Annotated in this window: 11 protein-coding genes; 10 read left to right on the top strand and 1 reads right to left on the bottom strand. The window is 64.7% G+C overall.

Translation table 11 applies throughout. The features are described 5' to 3' along the window. Positions 1 to 11 precede the first annotated feature (11 nt). From O9281_RS01645 to O9281_RS01600, 10 genes are all read left to right on the top strand, one after another. Entirely contained in the window at positions 12 to 938 is a 927-nt protein-coding gene (locus tag O9281_RS01645) for a hydroxymethylglutaryl-CoA lyase (RefSeq protein ID WP_298182073.1), read from the top strand. A gap of 6 nt (positions 939 to 944) precedes the next feature. Further along, positions 945 to 2,993 carry a hydantoinase/oxoprolinase family protein gene (locus tag O9281_RS01640; protein WP_298182071.1) on the top strand — a complete coding sequence of 683 codons (2,049 nt, stop codon included), beginning with the start codon at positions 945 to 947 and terminating at the stop codon, positions 2,991 to 2,993. A gap of 13 nt (positions 2,994 to 3,006) precedes the next feature. After that, complete coding sequence (locus O9281_RS01635) at positions 3,007 to 4,893, top strand: hydantoinase B/oxoprolinase family protein (protein WP_298182070.1); 1,887 nt, start codon at positions 3,007 to 3,009, stop codon at positions 4,891 to 4,893. 3 nt (positions 4,894 to 4,896) lie between these two features. Then, a complete protein-coding gene (locus O9281_RS01630) occupies positions 4,897 to 6,090 on the top strand; it encodes a CaiB/BaiF CoA-transferase family protein (RefSeq protein WP_298182069.1) in 1,194 nt (397 codons plus the stop codon). Next, complete coding sequence (locus O9281_RS01625; RefSeq protein ID WP_298182068.1) at positions 6,090 to 6,725, top strand: isochorismatase family protein; 636 nt, start codon at positions 6,090 to 6,092, stop codon at positions 6,723 to 6,725. The genes O9281_RS01630 and O9281_RS01625 overlap by 1 nt, the downstream gene beginning before the upstream one ends. A 59-nt stretch (positions 6,726 to 6,784) precedes the next feature. Continuing rightward, positions 6,785 to 8,215, top strand: a complete 1,431-nt coding sequence (locus tag O9281_RS01620) for an aldehyde dehydrogenase family protein (protein ID WP_298182067.1) — start codon at positions 6,785 to 6,787, stop codon at positions 8,213 to 8,215. 10 nt (positions 8,216 to 8,225) lie between these two features. Further along, entirely contained in the window at positions 8,226 to 10,559 is a 2,334-nt protein-coding gene (locus tag O9281_RS01615) for a transketolase (protein ID WP_298182066.1), read from the top strand. Positions 10,560 to 10,629: 70 nt separating this feature from the next. Continuing rightward, a complete protein-coding gene (locus O9281_RS01610) occupies positions 10,630 to 11,550 on the top strand; it encodes a DUF1838 family protein (RefSeq protein WP_298182064.1) in 921 nt (306 codons plus the stop codon). A gap of 3 nt (positions 11,551 to 11,553) precedes the next feature. Beyond that, positions 11,554 to 12,078 (top strand): DUF3598 domain-containing protein, encoded by a 525-nt coding sequence (locus O9281_RS01605; RefSeq protein WP_298182063.1) that lies wholly within the window; start codon positions 11,554 to 11,556, stop codon positions 12,076 to 12,078. Then, positions 12,075 to 12,719 carry a hypothetical protein gene (locus tag O9281_RS01600; RefSeq protein ID WP_298182062.1) on the top strand — a complete coding sequence of 215 codons (645 nt, stop codon included), beginning with the start codon at positions 12,075 to 12,077 and terminating at the stop codon, positions 12,717 to 12,719. Before O9281_RS01605 ends, O9281_RS01600 begins: the two co-directional genes overlap by 4 nt. A 61-nt stretch (positions 12,720 to 12,780) precedes the next feature. On the opposite strand, the gene O9281_RS01595 is transcribed toward O9281_RS01600, so the two are convergent. Next, positions 12,781 to 15,324 carry a TonB-dependent receptor gene (locus O9281_RS01595; RefSeq protein ID WP_298182061.1) on the bottom strand — a complete coding sequence of 848 codons (2,544 nt, stop codon included), beginning with the start codon at positions 15,322 to 15,324 and terminating at the stop codon, positions 12,781 to 12,783. Positions 15,325 to 15,419 lie beyond the last annotated feature (95 nt).

Raw genomic sequence — 15,419 nt, 5'->3', positions numbered from 1 at the left:
ATAGCACCGTCATGAGCACGCCCTCCCACCCCACCGCGATCACGTTCGTCGAGGTCGGTCCGCGCGACGGACTGCAGAACGAGAAGCGGCTGATTTCCGCGGCTGACAAGTTGACGCTGGTCCAGCTGGCGATTGGGGCAGGAGCGCGGCGAATCGAGGTAACCAGCTTCGTCAATCCGCAGAAGGTGCCGCAGATGGCCGATGCCGAAGCGGTTTGCGCCGGACTGCCGCAGCGCGACGACGTGACCTACATCGGCCTGGTCATGAATCTGCGCGGTGCGGAGCGGGCGCTCGCCACTGGGCGGATCGATCAGCTGGGCGCGGTCTGCGTCGCAACCGACCGCTTCGCCATGGCCAACCAGGGCCAGACGAGCGATGAATCCGTCGCAGCCGCCAAGGCGATCATCGCCCTCGCCCGCGAACACGGCCGCACCGCCCAGGCAACCATTGCCGCCTCGTTCGGTTGCCCCTTCGAAGGCGAAGTGGCGGAAGACCGCGTGGTCGCCATGGCCGCGAGCCTCGCCGAAGAGGGGCCGGTCGAAGTCGCGCTGGCCGACACGATTGGGGTCGGCAACCCGGCTCACGTAGCGAGGCTGGTTGAGCGCGTGCGCGGTGCCATCGGCCCGCTGCCGGTACGCGTTCATTTCCACAACACACGCGGCACGGGCCTCGCCAACGTCTGGGCGGCGGTCGCCGCCGGGGCGACGGTGGTGGACGGCGCGCTGGGCGGTCTGGGCGGCTGCCCCTTTGCCCCTGGCGCGGCGGGCAACGTGGCAAGCGAAGACGTGGTCTACATGCTGGAGCGCGCGGGGATCGCGACCGGCATGGACCTGAAACGAATGATCGAGGCGAGCCATTGGCTGGCCAATGTAATGGACCGCAAACTGCCGGGCATGGTGGCGCAGGCCCCCGTGTTTCCCAAGGCCGCTGAGGAGTAGGATCGCATGGGTTATCGCCTGGGTGTGGATGTCGGTGGCACCTTTACCGACCTCCTGCTGTTCAACACCGATACCGGGGCATTCTGGCGGCACAAGACTCCGTCGACCCCGCATGACAGCTCGGAGGGCATCCTCAACGGGGTGACCGCGATCTGCGACAAGGCCGGGATCACGCCGGGCGCGATCGATTACTTCCTGCACGGCACCACCGTGGCGACCAACGCGGTGCTGGAAGGCAAGGGTGCGCGCGTCGGCCTCGTCACCACCGAGGGCTATCGCCACATCATGCAGATCGCCCGCTCGTTCGTGCCGGGTGGTCTGGCGGCCTGGATCATCTGGCCCAAGCCCACCCCCCTCGCCCGGCTGGAAGACACTGTCACGATCAAGGGCCGCGTCGATGCCGCCGGCAACGAGGTGCGCCCGCTTGAAGAGAATGACGTGCGCGAACAGCTGGGCGTGCTGAAGGCGCAGGGCGTCGAGGCGATCACGGTCAGCCTGATCAATGCCTATGTGAACGGATCGCACGAAGCCGTGGTCGGTAGGCTCGCGGCCGAGATCATGCCCGGCGTACCAGTGTCGCTGAGCCACGAAGTCCTGCCCGAAATGCAGGAATACGAGCGCACCCTGACGACTGTCGCCAATGCCGCGGTGCGCCCGGTGGTGGGCAAGTATGTTGCCAACCTGCGCACGCGCCTCGCTAACGCGGGCATGGCTGGCAAGCTCTCCCTGCTGCGTTCGGATGGTGGCCTGATGTCGGCCCAAAAGGCCGAGGAGCACCCGGTCAACATCCTGATGTCCGGCCCGGCCGGCGGCGTGACCGGGGCGCTGTGGGTCGGCAAGAATGCCGGGATCCGCAACATCCTGACCCTCGATGTCGGCGGCACCAGCACCGACGTGGCGCTGATCGAGAACCTCGAACCGCGCCGCCAGCGCACCACCGAGGTCGGCCACCTTTCGGTCCGCGCCTCGGCGCTGGACGTGAAGACCGTGGGCGCCGGCGGCGGCTCGATCGCCTATGTGCCCGACCTGACCAAGGCGCTGCGCGTTGGCCCGCAATCGGCCGGCGCGGTCCCCGGCCCGGTCGCCTATGGCAAGGGCGGCGAACTGCCGACCGTGACTGATGCCAACGTGGTGCTCGGCTATCTGCCGGAAAACCTCCTCGGTGGCACCTTCAACCTCGACCGTGAGGGCGCGAAGAAGGCGGTCCAGACCATCGCCGATGCGCTGGGGATCGACCTGATGGCGGCGGCGCGCGGGATCATCGACATCGTCAACGAGAACATGTTCGGTGCGCTGCGCATGATCTCGGTTCAGCAGGGCTACGATCCGCGCCACTTCGCGCTGATGGGCTTTGGCGGGGCCGGTCCGCTCCATGTCAATGCGGTGGCCCGCCTGATGGGCTCCTGGCCCGCGGTTTCGCCGGTTTCGCCGGGCGTGCTCTGCGCGCTGGGCGATGCGACCACGCGGATGCGGACCGAAACCGCCAGCTCGTTCTCGCGCCTGGCGACCACTACCCAGGCCGAGGAGCTGATCGCGATCCTGGACGAGATGGCCACCCAGACCCGCGCCGAATTGCTGTCAGACGGGGTGCCCGAAAGCGAGCTTACAAGTGAGTTCGAGGTGGACGTAAGGTATGCTGGACAGGCCTTCGAAGTACCCCTCACTATCACACCAGAGGCACTTCGCGCCGACGGCATCGCCGGGATCCTCAAGCGCTTCGATGAAGAGCATCACCGGCTCTTCACCTTCAACATGGATACCCCGCACGAGATCGTGAACCTGCGCGCCGTGGCGCTCGGCAAGGCACTCGACTTGCCCGCGGCCGAACTGCCCAAGGGCGATGGCAATCCGATCGCCGCCAAGATGCGCGACCACACCCTGTGGATGGACGGACGCGAACAGGCGGCGGTGATCTATGACCGGTCGAAGCTGCGACAGGGGGATGTGATCCCCGGCCCGGCGATCGTCGTGGAAATGGATTCCACCACGCTGATCGAAAGCGGCTGTGTCGCCACGGTCGACCATGTCGGCAACATCCTGATCAACCTGGCCTGAGGGGAGACGAGCCATGCCCACGACCATCGTCGAAACCAACCCGACCCCCTTCAAGCAGGTGCCGATCGACCCGGTGACGCTGGACATCATCGAGAACGCGCTGCGCAACGCGCGGATCGAGATGGACGCCACCCTGGTCCGCACTGCCATGTCGCCCGGCATCCGCGAACAGGGCGACGCCTTCCCGCTGATCGCCGATCACACCGGCAAGATGATCGTCGGCCAGTTCGGCAGCTTCATCGGCGGCTTCCTGAAGAGCTGGGACGGCACGCTGGAAGATGGCGACATGATCTTCCTGTCCGACCCCTATTCCTGCGAAGGCGCGATCAGCCACTCGAACGACTGGCTGGTGCTGCTCCCCGTGTTCAAGGATGGTCGCCTGCTGGCCTATACCGCGATGTTCGGCCACCAGAGCGACATCGGCGGCAAGGTGGTCGGCTCGATGCCAATCAACGCCCGCTCGATCTTTGAGGAAGGGGTGCGCATCCCGCCGGTGAAGATCTGGAAAAAGGGCGAATACAACGAAGACCTGATGAAGCTGGTCATGCACCAGACCCGGAAACCCGACTGGTGCCAAGCTGACCTCAACGCCCTGATCGCCTCGTGCCGGGTTGCCTCGCGCCGGGTGATCGAAATGGCCGAACGCTTCGGCGACGATGTCTATGTTTCGGCCACGCAGGAGCTGCTGGCGCGCAACCACCGCGCGATGAAGGCGCTTATCGGCATGGCCATCGCCGAGGAACCGGTCAGCTTCGAGGATTACATTTGCGACGATGGCGTCGGCTATGGCCCCTATCGCATCCGCTGCACCATGTGGCGCGATGGCGAGAAGGTGATCCTGGACTTCGCCGGAACCGATCCGCAATCGGCCGCCTCGATCAACTTCTACCTCAACGAGAACATGTTCAAGATGTTCTTCGGCATCTACATGATCATGGTCTTCGACCCGCAGATCCTGTTCAATGACGGGTTCTATGACCTGATCGACGTGCGGATTCCGGAAGGATCGCTGCTCAAGCCGAAGTTCCCCGCCGCGCTTTCGGGCCGCACCCACGCGCTGGGCCGGATCTTCGATATCCTGGGCGGCCTGCTGGGCCAGAAGACGCCGGAATTCCTCAACGCCGCCGGCTTCAGCTCCAGCCCCCACCTGTTCTATTCGGGCAATGACACGCGGCCTGGCAAGAACGGCGAATGGTTCCAGCTGTTCCAGATCGGCTTCGGCGGCATTCCGGGCCGTCCGCTGGGCGACGGGCCGGATGGCCACTCGCTTTGGCCGGGCTTTACCAACGTGCCGAACGAGTTCCTGGAACGCTACTTCCCGATGCTGATCGAGCGCTATGAAACCGCGCCCGACAGCGGCGGGGCGGGCCTGCATCGTGGCGGCAACGGCATCCACATGACCTACCGCTTCCTCAGCGCGGGCACGATCTCGATCCACGATGACCGCTGGTTCGTGCCGCCATGGGGCGTCAACGGCGGCGAGCCGGGCAAACGCGCGCGCAAGATCCTGGAAAAGGCCGATGGGACCAGCGTGATCGTTGGCAACAAGGTCGAGGACGTCGAGGTGGAAGTGGGCGATCAGTTGCACTTCATCACCTGGGGCGGCGGTGGCTGGGGCGATCCGCTGGAACGCGATCCGGCGCTGGTCGGCCTCGAAATCGTCCAGGGCCTGGTCACGCCGGACGGCGCAAAGGCTTATGGCGTGATCGCCGATGCCAGGGGCGTGGTCGATACCGCCGCGACCGAGGCGCTGCGCGCCGAAATGCGCGGCCAGCGGGGCGATCTGCCGCTGTTCGACTATGGCCCCGGGATCGAAGTACTGCGCGCCAATTGCGCGGCGCAAACGGGGCTTCCGGCGCCGATCCAGCCGGTCTGGCCGTACCTCGAAGCCGCGGAGTAAGTCGTGGCCGAAAACACTGGAGCTTTGAAGGGACTGCGCGTCGTCGAACTGGGCCAGCTGCTGGCTGGCCCGTTCTGCGGGCAATTGCTCGGCGATATGGGCGCGGACGTGATCAAGGTGGAGCCACCCGGCGCAGGCGATCCGTTCCGCGTCTGGGGCATGGGCGATGAAAAGGTCGTCTGGGAAGTGCTGGCCCGCAACAAGAAGTCGGTCTCGTGCAACCTGCGCGTACCCGAGGGGCAAACGCTGGTCCGCAGGCTGATCGCCACGGCCGATGTGCTGGTGGAAAATTTCAAGCCGGGCACGCTCGAAAAGTGGGGCCTTGGCCCGGACGTGCTGCACGCCGAAAATCCGCGCCTGATCATCGCCCGGATGTCGGGCTATGGCCAGGACGGGCCTTACAGCGACCGAGCCGGGTTCGGCGGGATTGGCGAGGCCATGGGCGGCTGGCGCTATATCGTCGGCGATCCCGACCGCCCCCCGGCGCGGATGGGCGTTTCGATCGGCGACACGCTGTGCGCCACCTATGGCACGATGGGCGTGCTGGCAGCGTTGCACCACCGCGAGAAGACCGGCCAGGGCCAGGTCGTCGATACCGCGCTCTACGAAGCCGTGCTGCAGGTCATGGAAGGCCTGGTGCCGGAGTATGACCGCAACGGCTTCATCCGCGAACGGTCGGGCTCGATCCTGCCGGGCATCGCGCCGTCGAACGTCTATCAGTGCAGCGACGGCGTCTACATGATCGGCGCCAACAACGACCAGATCTTCAAGCGGCTGGCCAAGGCCATGGGCCGCCCGGAACTGGGCGACGATCCGCGCTATTCCACCCACCTCGCCCGCGGCGAACGCCAGACCGAGCTGGACGAGCTGATCAACGCCTGGACCCGCACGCTGACGATCGACCAGGTCGATGCGCTGATGATCGAGCATTCGATCCCCGCTGGCCGGGTCTATCGCGCGCGCGACATGCTGGCCGATCCGCACTTTGCCGCGCGCCAGGCGATCATCGAGGTGGAGACCGAGCGGTACGGCAAGCTCAAGATGCAGAATGCCTTCCCCAAGCTGTCCGCCTCGCCTTCGGGGGTACGCTCACCCGCCCCGTCGGTAGTCGGCCAGCATAATGCCGAGATTTATGGCCAATTGCTGGGTATGAGTGCGGCGGAACTCGACGGGCTGAAGGCGGCAGGGGTGATCTGATGGCCAAGGACGAAGGCGACCTTGCAAGCAATTACCAGGGCGCCTTCGATGGCCACTTGCCGTTCGGCCAGCGCCCCGCGCTGCTGATCGTCGATTTCGTCATGGCCTATCTCGATCCCGCCTCGCCGCTTTATGCCGGGGTGGAAGATGCCCTGGCCAGCAACGAACGGCTGCTGGCGGCGGCGCGCGCGGCGGGTGTGCCGGTGCTGTTCACCAATGTCGAATATGCCCCCGGCGGGGTCGATGGCGGGGTGTTCTATCGAAAGGTGCCCGCGCTGAAGGCCTTCGAGCGCGGCTCGCCGCTGGGCGCTTTCCCGCCCAGCCTGACACCGCAGGACGGCGAACTGGTGGTGACCAAGCAATATGCCTCAGCCTTCTTTGGCACCACGCTGGCTTCGACGCTCACCACGCTGGACGTGGATACCGTGCTGATCACCGGGCTTTCGACCTCTGGCTGTGTCCGCGCCACAGCGCTCGATGCCTGCCAACACGGTTTCCTGCCCTTCGTGGTGCGCGAGGCCTGCGGCGACCGCCATCCCGGCCCGCACGAGGCAAATTTGTTCGACCTGCAAGCAAAGTACGCAGAAGTCATTTCCGAAATCGAGGCGATCGCGAGCCTAGGTGCCTTGGCCTAAGAGTTGTCTGGACAACTGTGCGCAGCGCGGCAAAGGTGCGAGCGAACAGGAGCCGCCCCATGACCATCCCCGTCCGCAACCCCCGCACCGGCGAAGTCGACTATGCGATCGAGGCCGTACCGGCCGAGGAGATCGCCGCGATTGCCCGCCGCCTTCGCGCCGCCCAGTCCGACTGGTTGGCCATGGGTGCCGAAGCCCGCGCCGCCATTCTGGTCCGCTGGGCCGAGGCGATCGAAGCGCGCAGCGCTGACCTAGTGACCAAACTCAGCGTCGATACCGGCCGCGTTGCCATCGCCAATGTCGAGGTGTTCAGCGTGGCCGGCACGCTGCGCCGCTGGGCTGCGACGGGCCCGGCCATGATAGCCGCGATGGATCTCAAGGACGTGCCCTCGGCAACTCCGGGCGTGACGATCAGCACCCGTCACGTCCCCTACCAGTTGCTGGGCGTTATCGCGCCGTGGAACTTCCCCTTGCTGCTGGCGCTGATCGATGCGATCCCTGCGCTGCTGGCGGGCTGCGCTGCGCTGATCAAGCCGAGCGAGATCACCCCCCGGTTTATCCCGGTGTTGCGCGAAACGGTTGCCGCCGTACCGGAGCTCGCACAGGTCCTCGCGATTGTCGAAGGCGACGCCGATACCGGCCGCGCGATCGTCGGCAACGTCGATTACGTCTGCTTCACTGGTTCGGTTGCAACCGGACGCAAGGTGGCCGAAGCGGCCGCCGCCGCTTTCATCCCGGCCAATCTTGAGCTCGGCGGCAAGGACCCGATGATCGTCCTGCCCTCGGCCGATCCGGCCAAGGCCGCCAGCATCGCGCTGCGCTCCAGCGTGGCGGCCAATGGCCAGGCCTGCCAGTCGATCGAGCGGCTCTACGTCCACCGCAGCCTGGCCGATGCTTTCCTGGCCTCGCTGGTCGAGCAGGCCAAAGGTGTCGAGTTCAACTATCCTGACATCGGCAAGGGGCATATCGGACCCTTCATCTTCCCGCCCCAGGCGGACAAGGTCCAGGCGCAAATCGACGCTGCCGTGGCCCAGGGCGCCAAGGTTCTCCATGGCGGCAAGGTCGAGACACTGGGCGGCGGCAAGTACCTGCGCCCGACAGTGCTAACCGACGTAACCCCCGACATGGCGATCATCGCGGAAGAGACCTTCGGCCCGGTCATTCCGGTGACGGTCTATGACGATGTCGAAGAGGCGATCCGCCTGGCCAACGATACGATCTATGGCCTTTCCGCCGCCGTGATCGGCGATCCGGCCGAGGCCGAGAAGGTCGGCGAGCGGTTGGAGGCCGGGGCGATCTCGATCAACGACGGCTCGCTCACCGCAGGAGTCTGGGATGCGGAGAACTGCTCGTTCAAGCAATCGGGCATGGGGCCCAGTCGGATGGGCGATGCCGGGCTGTACCGCTATTTCCGGGTCAAGGCGATAATGAGGCAGAACGGCGAAGCTGCCCCTATTGCCGCCTATGCGGAACAGCCCCCGCTCGGCTAAGGCAGCCTTCATGCCGAAAAAGGAATCGCGGGCCGAACTGGTCCGCACGCTTGAAACCATCGACCAGCGGCTGCGCTGGCTGTCATCGTGGATCATCCACAACGCCAACCACCTGCGCGAAAGCCGCGACGGGCTGAAGGTTGGCGGGCATCAGGCCAGTTGCGCCTCGATGACCGCGATCATGGCCGCGCTCTATTTCCACGCCCTGCGCCCGCAGGACAAGGTGGCGGTGAAGCCCCATGCTGGCCCCGTGCTGCACGCGATCCATTATCTGCTGGGCAACCAGAGCCTTGAGCAATTGCAGGCCTTTCGCGGCCTGGGCGGGGCGCAGAGCTATCCCAGCCGGACCAAGGACAAGATCCCCGTCGATTTCTCCACTGGCTCGGTCGGCCTTGGCGTCGCGGTTACCGCCTTTGCCAGCCTGGTGCAGGATTACCTGATCGCCCACGGCCAGCTGCCGGAAGGCGAAGCGGGCCGGATGATCGCGCTGATGGGCGATGCCGAGCTCGACGAGGGCAACATCTATGAGTGCCTGATCGAGGGCTACAAGCACGACATCCGCAATTGCTGGTGGATCGTCGATTACAATCGCCAGTCACTCGACAGCACGACCGCCGACCGGATGTTCCGCCGGTTCGACGATATCTTCGAAACCTGCGGCTGGCGGGTCATCACGATCAAGCACGGCAAGCTGCAGCGCGAGGTGTTCAAGCGCCCCGGCGGCAAGGCGATTGACCAGTGGATCGACGATTGCCCCAATGCCGAGTATGCCGCCCTCACCTATCAGGGCGGGGCCGCCTGGCGGGCGCGCTTGAATGCCGACCTGGCGGGCGATCAGGCCGCGCTGGACCTGGTCGCCAGCTTCGATGACGAGGCGCTTTCCGCCCTTATGCTCAATCTGGGTGGGCACTGCATCGAAACCCTGCTCGACGCCTTCGAACGCGCGCAGGATGAGCGGCCGACCCTGTTCATCGCCTATACGGTGAAGGGTTATGGCCTGCCGTTCCAGGGCCACAAGGACAACCACGCAGGCCTGATGAACCCCACCCAGATGGCCGATTACCGCGCCAGCCTGGGCATCGCCGAAGGGACCGAGTGGGAGCCGTTTGCGGGTCAGGGCGATAACAGCGCCGCCGCGCTCAAGGCCTTCCTCGAACCTTTCCGCACGAAGCTGACCCATCCGGCCCGCACCGCCCCGGCGATTGCCGCACCGGAGCGTCTGCCGGTGCCCGACGGGGCCGAGCAATCGACCCAGGCCGCCTTCGGCCGCATTCTGCTGGACCTCGCCAAGTCGGGCCATCCGCTGGCTGACCGGATTGTCACCACTTCGCCAGACGTGACCGTTTCGACCAACCTCGGCGCTTTCGTGAACCAGCGCGGGCTGTTCCGGCGGCAGGAGCTGAAGGATGTCTTCGCCGGTCACAAGATTCCCAGCCCCCAGAAGTGGGCCGGACACGAGGCAGGCCAGCACATCGAACTGGGCATTGCCGAGCACAACCTGTTCCTGATGCTGGCCGCGCTGGGCCTCTCCGCGCCGCTGTTCGGGGAGCGGCTAATGCCGATCGGCACGGTCTATGATCCGTTCATCGCCCGCGGCCTCGATGCGTTGAACTATGCCTGTTACCAGGATGCACGGTTCCTGCTGGTGGCAACGCCTTCGGGGCTGACGCTGGGGCCGGAAGGCGGGGCGCACCAGTCGATCAACACGCCGCTGATCGGCATGGGCCAGCCAGGCCTCACCCATTACGAACCGGCCTTTGCCGACGAGCTGGGGCTGTTCATGCACCGTGCCTTTGCCGAGATTCAGGCAGCGGATGGTGGTTCGACCTATCTGCGCCTCTCGACCCGCGTCATCGCGCAGGAACCGCGGGGCGATGCCGCCTGGGAAGCCGATGCCCTGGCCGGCGGCTACTGGCTGCGCCAGCCCGCGCCGGGATCGCGCGCGGCGATTGCCTTCTCCGGGGCGATCGCGCCCGAAGCCATCGCCGCCTGGGACATGCTGCGCGACGATTTCCCTGGCCTTGGCCTGCTCAACGTCACCTCGCCCGACCTGCTCCATCGCGGCTGGTCGGCGGCGCGGGCGGCGCGCTGGCAGGGCGGGACGCGCGCGCCCAGCCATGTCGAAACGCTGCTGGCCCCGCTGGCGGCGGATGCCGGGCTCGTCACCCTGCTCGACGGCTCACCCGCCGCGCTGTCATGGCTGGGCGGGGTGCGCGGCCAGCGCGTCAGCCCGCTGGGGATCGACCGCTTCGGCCAGACCGGTGACCTGCCGGATCTCTACCGCACCTACCGGCTCGATGCCGATGCGGTGGTGGAGGCCATGGCTGAGCTGCTGCTGCCCTAGATCAATTCTCCGCTTCACAAGTTGTCCGGACAAATCTATGCTCTGCTCCATAACCGGTATGGAGTGGATCATGCGGGCAATCAAATGGATGATGACAGCGACGGCACTGGCCGTAACGGCCAGCCCGGCCTTGGCAGCAGGCAAGGCCCGGATGCTGGATCTTAGCAAGCCCGAAGATGCGCTTGAAGTGTCCAAGCGCGCCCAGTGCGGCGAGGCGGATGGCAAGCCGGCGGTCTATCACTGGGCCGGCAACATCTATTCCCGCGTCGCTGGTGAGCCGGACCGCCTGCTGTTCAAGGGCGAAGGGATGAATATCCGCACCTGCGTGACCGTGGATGACCCCAAGCGCGGCAAGGGCTGGCGCCTGATCAGCCGCGAAATCATGCTCTATATCGATCCGAAGACCGGCGAAGTGGTGCGCAAGTGGACCAATCCGTGGACCGGCGAGACGGTTGACGTGATGCACATTGCGAACGATCCGGTGAACCAGCGCCCGCTCTTCCCCTATGCCGCCGATGGCACGCCGTTCAAGTTCGCCGGCCGACGAGAAGGCCGCTGGATCTTCGCCCCGTTCGAAGCGCCGCTGTTCTATCACAACGTGCTGGGCGGCGAGTATCAGGACTATATCGGCGGCAAGTACCACGCGATGGAGATCTTCGACTTCGCCTATGACGCGGAGGAGATGCTCAACACCAAGAACCCCACCGCCTATCCGATCGTTTCCTGGGTGCGCATTTCCGACTGGATGCCGTGGATGAAGATGCGCGGCCGCCAGGGCCAGATGGTGTTCAACGCCATGGGCAACAAGCTGAAGAGCTTTGACGAGCTGCCCAAGGTGCTGAAGGACGAGATCGCGCTCAACTATCCGATCTACACCTCGCCGCCGCCGCTTGACGACCAGCGGCCCAACGAGACGACCTGGACCGTGTTCAAGAAGTGGATCGCCGAGAAGGAAGGCGGCAAGAAGCCCGCGCCCACGGCCGGACATTGACCTATGGGAGCGATCGCCGAAGCCATGCCCCTCGTCGCCAGCCAGGCGGGGGTATGGCAGGGCGAATATGTCCACTTCGACGCCGATCACCGCGAGATTGACCGGCACAAGTCGACACTCGCCTGTCGGCTGTTCGACGGGCCGGATGGCGCGGCGCGGCTGGCCCAGACCAATATCTATGACTGGCCCGACGGCACCCGCGAGATCCGCTACTTCGACGGGGTACTGCAGGGCGACCGGATAAACATCTCAAACGTCAATATCGATGGCTGGGTCGCGCCGCTGGCGATGGACGAGACGCAGCGCACGATCATGGTGCTGTGGACCCGCGCCGGGGCACCCGATTTCCGCTATTACGAGATGATCACGGTCGCCGAGGATGGCCGCGCCAAGAACCGCACCTGGCACTGGTATGACAAGGGGCGGCTGTTCCAGCGCACTCTGATCAATGAGGACTATGTGACGGCCGACTGGCGGAGGCATGATGATCCTTCATTCTATGCCTTCCAGTCAAGGGCCCCGCGATGAGCCAGACCATACTGCTGGCGATCCATACCGTGGTCCTGGGCTACTGGCTTGGCTCGGACCTCGTCATCAATAGCGAGTATCGCTTCATCGTCCACCGCCATGACCTGCCGGTCGCGGCACGGCAGGAGATGACCGATCACCTGATGAAGGTCGATCAGCACGTCCGCTATGCCCTGGTCCTGCAGGCCATGCTCGGCACGATGCTGCTCGCCGGGCTGGGTCTGCTGCCCGCTAGCCTGGGCGGGATTGCCCTGGTTGCCGGCCTGAGCTGGCTGGGACTGGTCGAGGCGACCCATCGCACCCGCAAGTCCGCGCTGGGCCTGCGGCTCGCCCTGCTTGATCGCGTGGTGCGGTATGGCCTGGCCCTGGCGCTGCTAGCTCTGGCATTCACGCAGGCGGATTGGCCGGTCTGGCTGCGGCTGAAGCTCGGTCTCTTCGCCGGGGTGATCGGCTGCGGCTTGTTGATCCGGTTCCAGTTGATCCGGCACTTCAGCACCTGGGCCGAAGTGCTGGCAGAGGGCTCCACGCCTAAGCGCGAGGCCAGTCTGCGCGCAACCTATCGCCGCGCCACGTCGATCCTGGCCGGCCTGTGGCTGCAGGTCTTCGCCATCGCCGCGCTGGCCGTTCTGCGGCCGTTTTGACGACAAAGGGAAGGGGCGGCAGCCAGGCTGGCCGCCGCCCCTTCCTGTCATTTGCCCAGCGTCAGAAGTTGACGCTGGCTTCCACGCCAAAGGTGCGGCCCTTGCGCAGCGTGGCAAAGAAGCCGCGCGGCGTGCCGGTTTCGATCTGGGCTGGACGGCCATCGAAAGTGACCGAAGCCGCCGGCGGCAGACCGGTGGTGCCCGCGCCATAGCGCAAGTCGAACCAGCGGGTGGCGAGCGGGATCGAATCCTCGTTGGTCAGATTGCGGCCGAAGACCGCGAAGGTGAACCGTTCGGTCTTGATCCCCAAGCGCGCGTTCAGCAGGAAGGCGTCGCCGGTCTTGGCCAGGTTATCGACCTGGACATACTTCGAGTCTTCATAGCTGAAGTTCGAATTGGCGAAGAACTCCATCCCGTTGGAGCCGATTTCCTTCGACCAGCTGACCGAACCGTTGAAAATGAACGGGCTACCCAGCGGCAGCTTGCGTCTGCTGATGTCGCACAGCGGCTTGCCGGCAGCGGTCGGGTTGCGGGTATCGAAGTTTGGACGCAGGCCACCTGAATTGAGGATGAACTCGTCCGCATCGCAGCCTTCGGTGAACTTGGCATCAACATAAGACAGGCCGATGTTCAAAAGGAGATTTTCAGCCGGGGCAGCGGTGATTTCCAGCTCGAGGCCCTTAGTCTGCGCCTTGCCAGCGTTCGAGACGATCGAGGTGACCGCCCCGGTACCCGCTGGATTGGGGATGGCGGTGGTCAGCTGGTAGTCGGTCAGCTCATTGTAGAAGCCGGTGACGTTGACCCGCAAGCGGCGGTCCAGCGCATCGAACTTCACGCCTAGTTCCCCGCCCTTCGACTTTTCGGGCAGGTAATTGACGAACTGCGAACCCGGGTACTGTGTTTCGGCCGTGACCCCGGCTGTGCCGTTGAAACCACCCGGCTTGCGGCCGGTAGCCAAGACGGCATAAATGAGCGTTCCGCCCGGCGTGGTGTAATTCACAGTGATGCGCGGGTCGGTGCCCGAGAACGAGCCAGCTGGACGGCAGGTGCCGGCAAAGCCAAAGAGGGCCGCGCGCCCGGCTTCACCGGCGCAAAAGATCGAGGCGGCCGAGGCCCGGTCGATCAGGGTCTTGGTTTCCTTGGCATGGCGCAGTTCGGCGGTAATCGACAGGGCATTGGTAATGTCCCATTCAATCATGCCGAAGATGGCCTTGTTCTCGACCGAGGCGTATTGTGATAGGTCGGTCCCCAGCGCGAGCCCTGTCTTGCCGCTGGCGAAGGTGATGTCGGTCGTTTGGAAGTTCTGCTTATAATAGAACCCGCCGATCATGGCCCGGATCGGTTTGTCTTCGGGAGAGCTGATCCGCAGTTCGGCGCTAACGTCTTTCTGCTCGTCGCGGTTGGTATTGGCAAAGGCTGGTTCGGTATTCAGCGTCGAAGCCGCAGTACCGGCAAAATAGGCGAAGCCGTCTGAATGGTCGGAGTCGGTGCCAAAGTAGTTGTAGTTCTTGCGCCAGCCGCCCGAGGCATGGAGCACCCAGCCCGAACCACCGAGGTCCCAATCCAAGATGCTGGTGACCAGCACCTGCTTGTTCTCGATCCCGTCAAAGGCGGTGCCATCGCGGACACCGAGCGTGGGGTTGATCAGCAAGGGATCGGTGTTCAGCCGTACGTTGTTCGGCTGTGGCTGAATGACGCCGCAAAAAAACTGGTTCGTATTGGTGGAGGTCAGCACCGCCGGGGCCAGCGGCACAAACGGCGAAGCTGTGCGATAGCGAGCCGATCGATAGCCTGGCTTACAGTTGTTGTCTGCCGCCCCCTGAAGGAAAATCGCCAGCGGTCCATCCTCGTCGTGCTGCCAGTTGACGCGGGTGCGCCACTTGATGTCGCTCGACGGTTCAAGCTGCAGCGTGAGGTAAGCCGAGGTAGTCTTTTCATTGCCGACCTTCTTGCCGGTCAGCTGGTTGGTATACTCGCCGCCGTACTTGTAGAACCGACCACCAGCGCGGAAGCCGAAGACATCGGGCACGATCTGCCCGCTGACCGATCCGGAGAATTCGTACTCGTCATGCTCGGCCACGCGACCGCGCGCCGAAACGGTCAAATCCTTGCTGGGATCCTTGGTGATATAGTTGATCGCGCCGGCATAGGTGTTGCGACCATAGAGCGCCGACTGTGGGCCCTTGATCACTTCGACCCGCTCGATCGACTGCGGATCGAAGCCCTGAATATCACCCTGGTAATAGACACCATCGACGAAATAGGCCGCGCCCGTCTCCACGCCGGCCTGCACGCCGGCCAAAACGTTCGATTGCCCGCGAATCACCGGACGGTCGGTGCTGCGCCCGAAGGCCTGGCTGAAGCTGATGCCAGTCGACTGCTTTGCGAAGTCGTCGATCGAGGTGAGCCCCAATTCGTTGATCTTCTCGGATGTCACCACCGAAACCGCGACCGGCGCCTCGGACAGCGTTTCGGCGGTCTTGCGGGCCGTCACGACGATATCCTTGATCCCGCCTTCGTCATTTGGCGAGGCATTCTGGGCCATGGCCACACTTGGCGTGAACACTGTGGCCGTTAGCAACATCAAACGCAGCGAACGCTTCATAAAACTCACCTCCCCATTGGCGGCAAATTCCCACCGGTGGGAAGGCATCGTCAATTAGTCAAAAGTTGTCCAGACAATTTACACAGCGAACAAAG

This window comes from Novosphingobium sp., from assembly GCF_027531025.1.
Lineage (GTDB): Bacteria > Pseudomonadota > Alphaproteobacteria > Sphingomonadales > Sphingomonadaceae > Novosphingobium.
The sequence above is the reverse complement of the archived record's forward strand: the minus strand, read 5'-3'. Positions and strand labels throughout refer to the sequence as shown.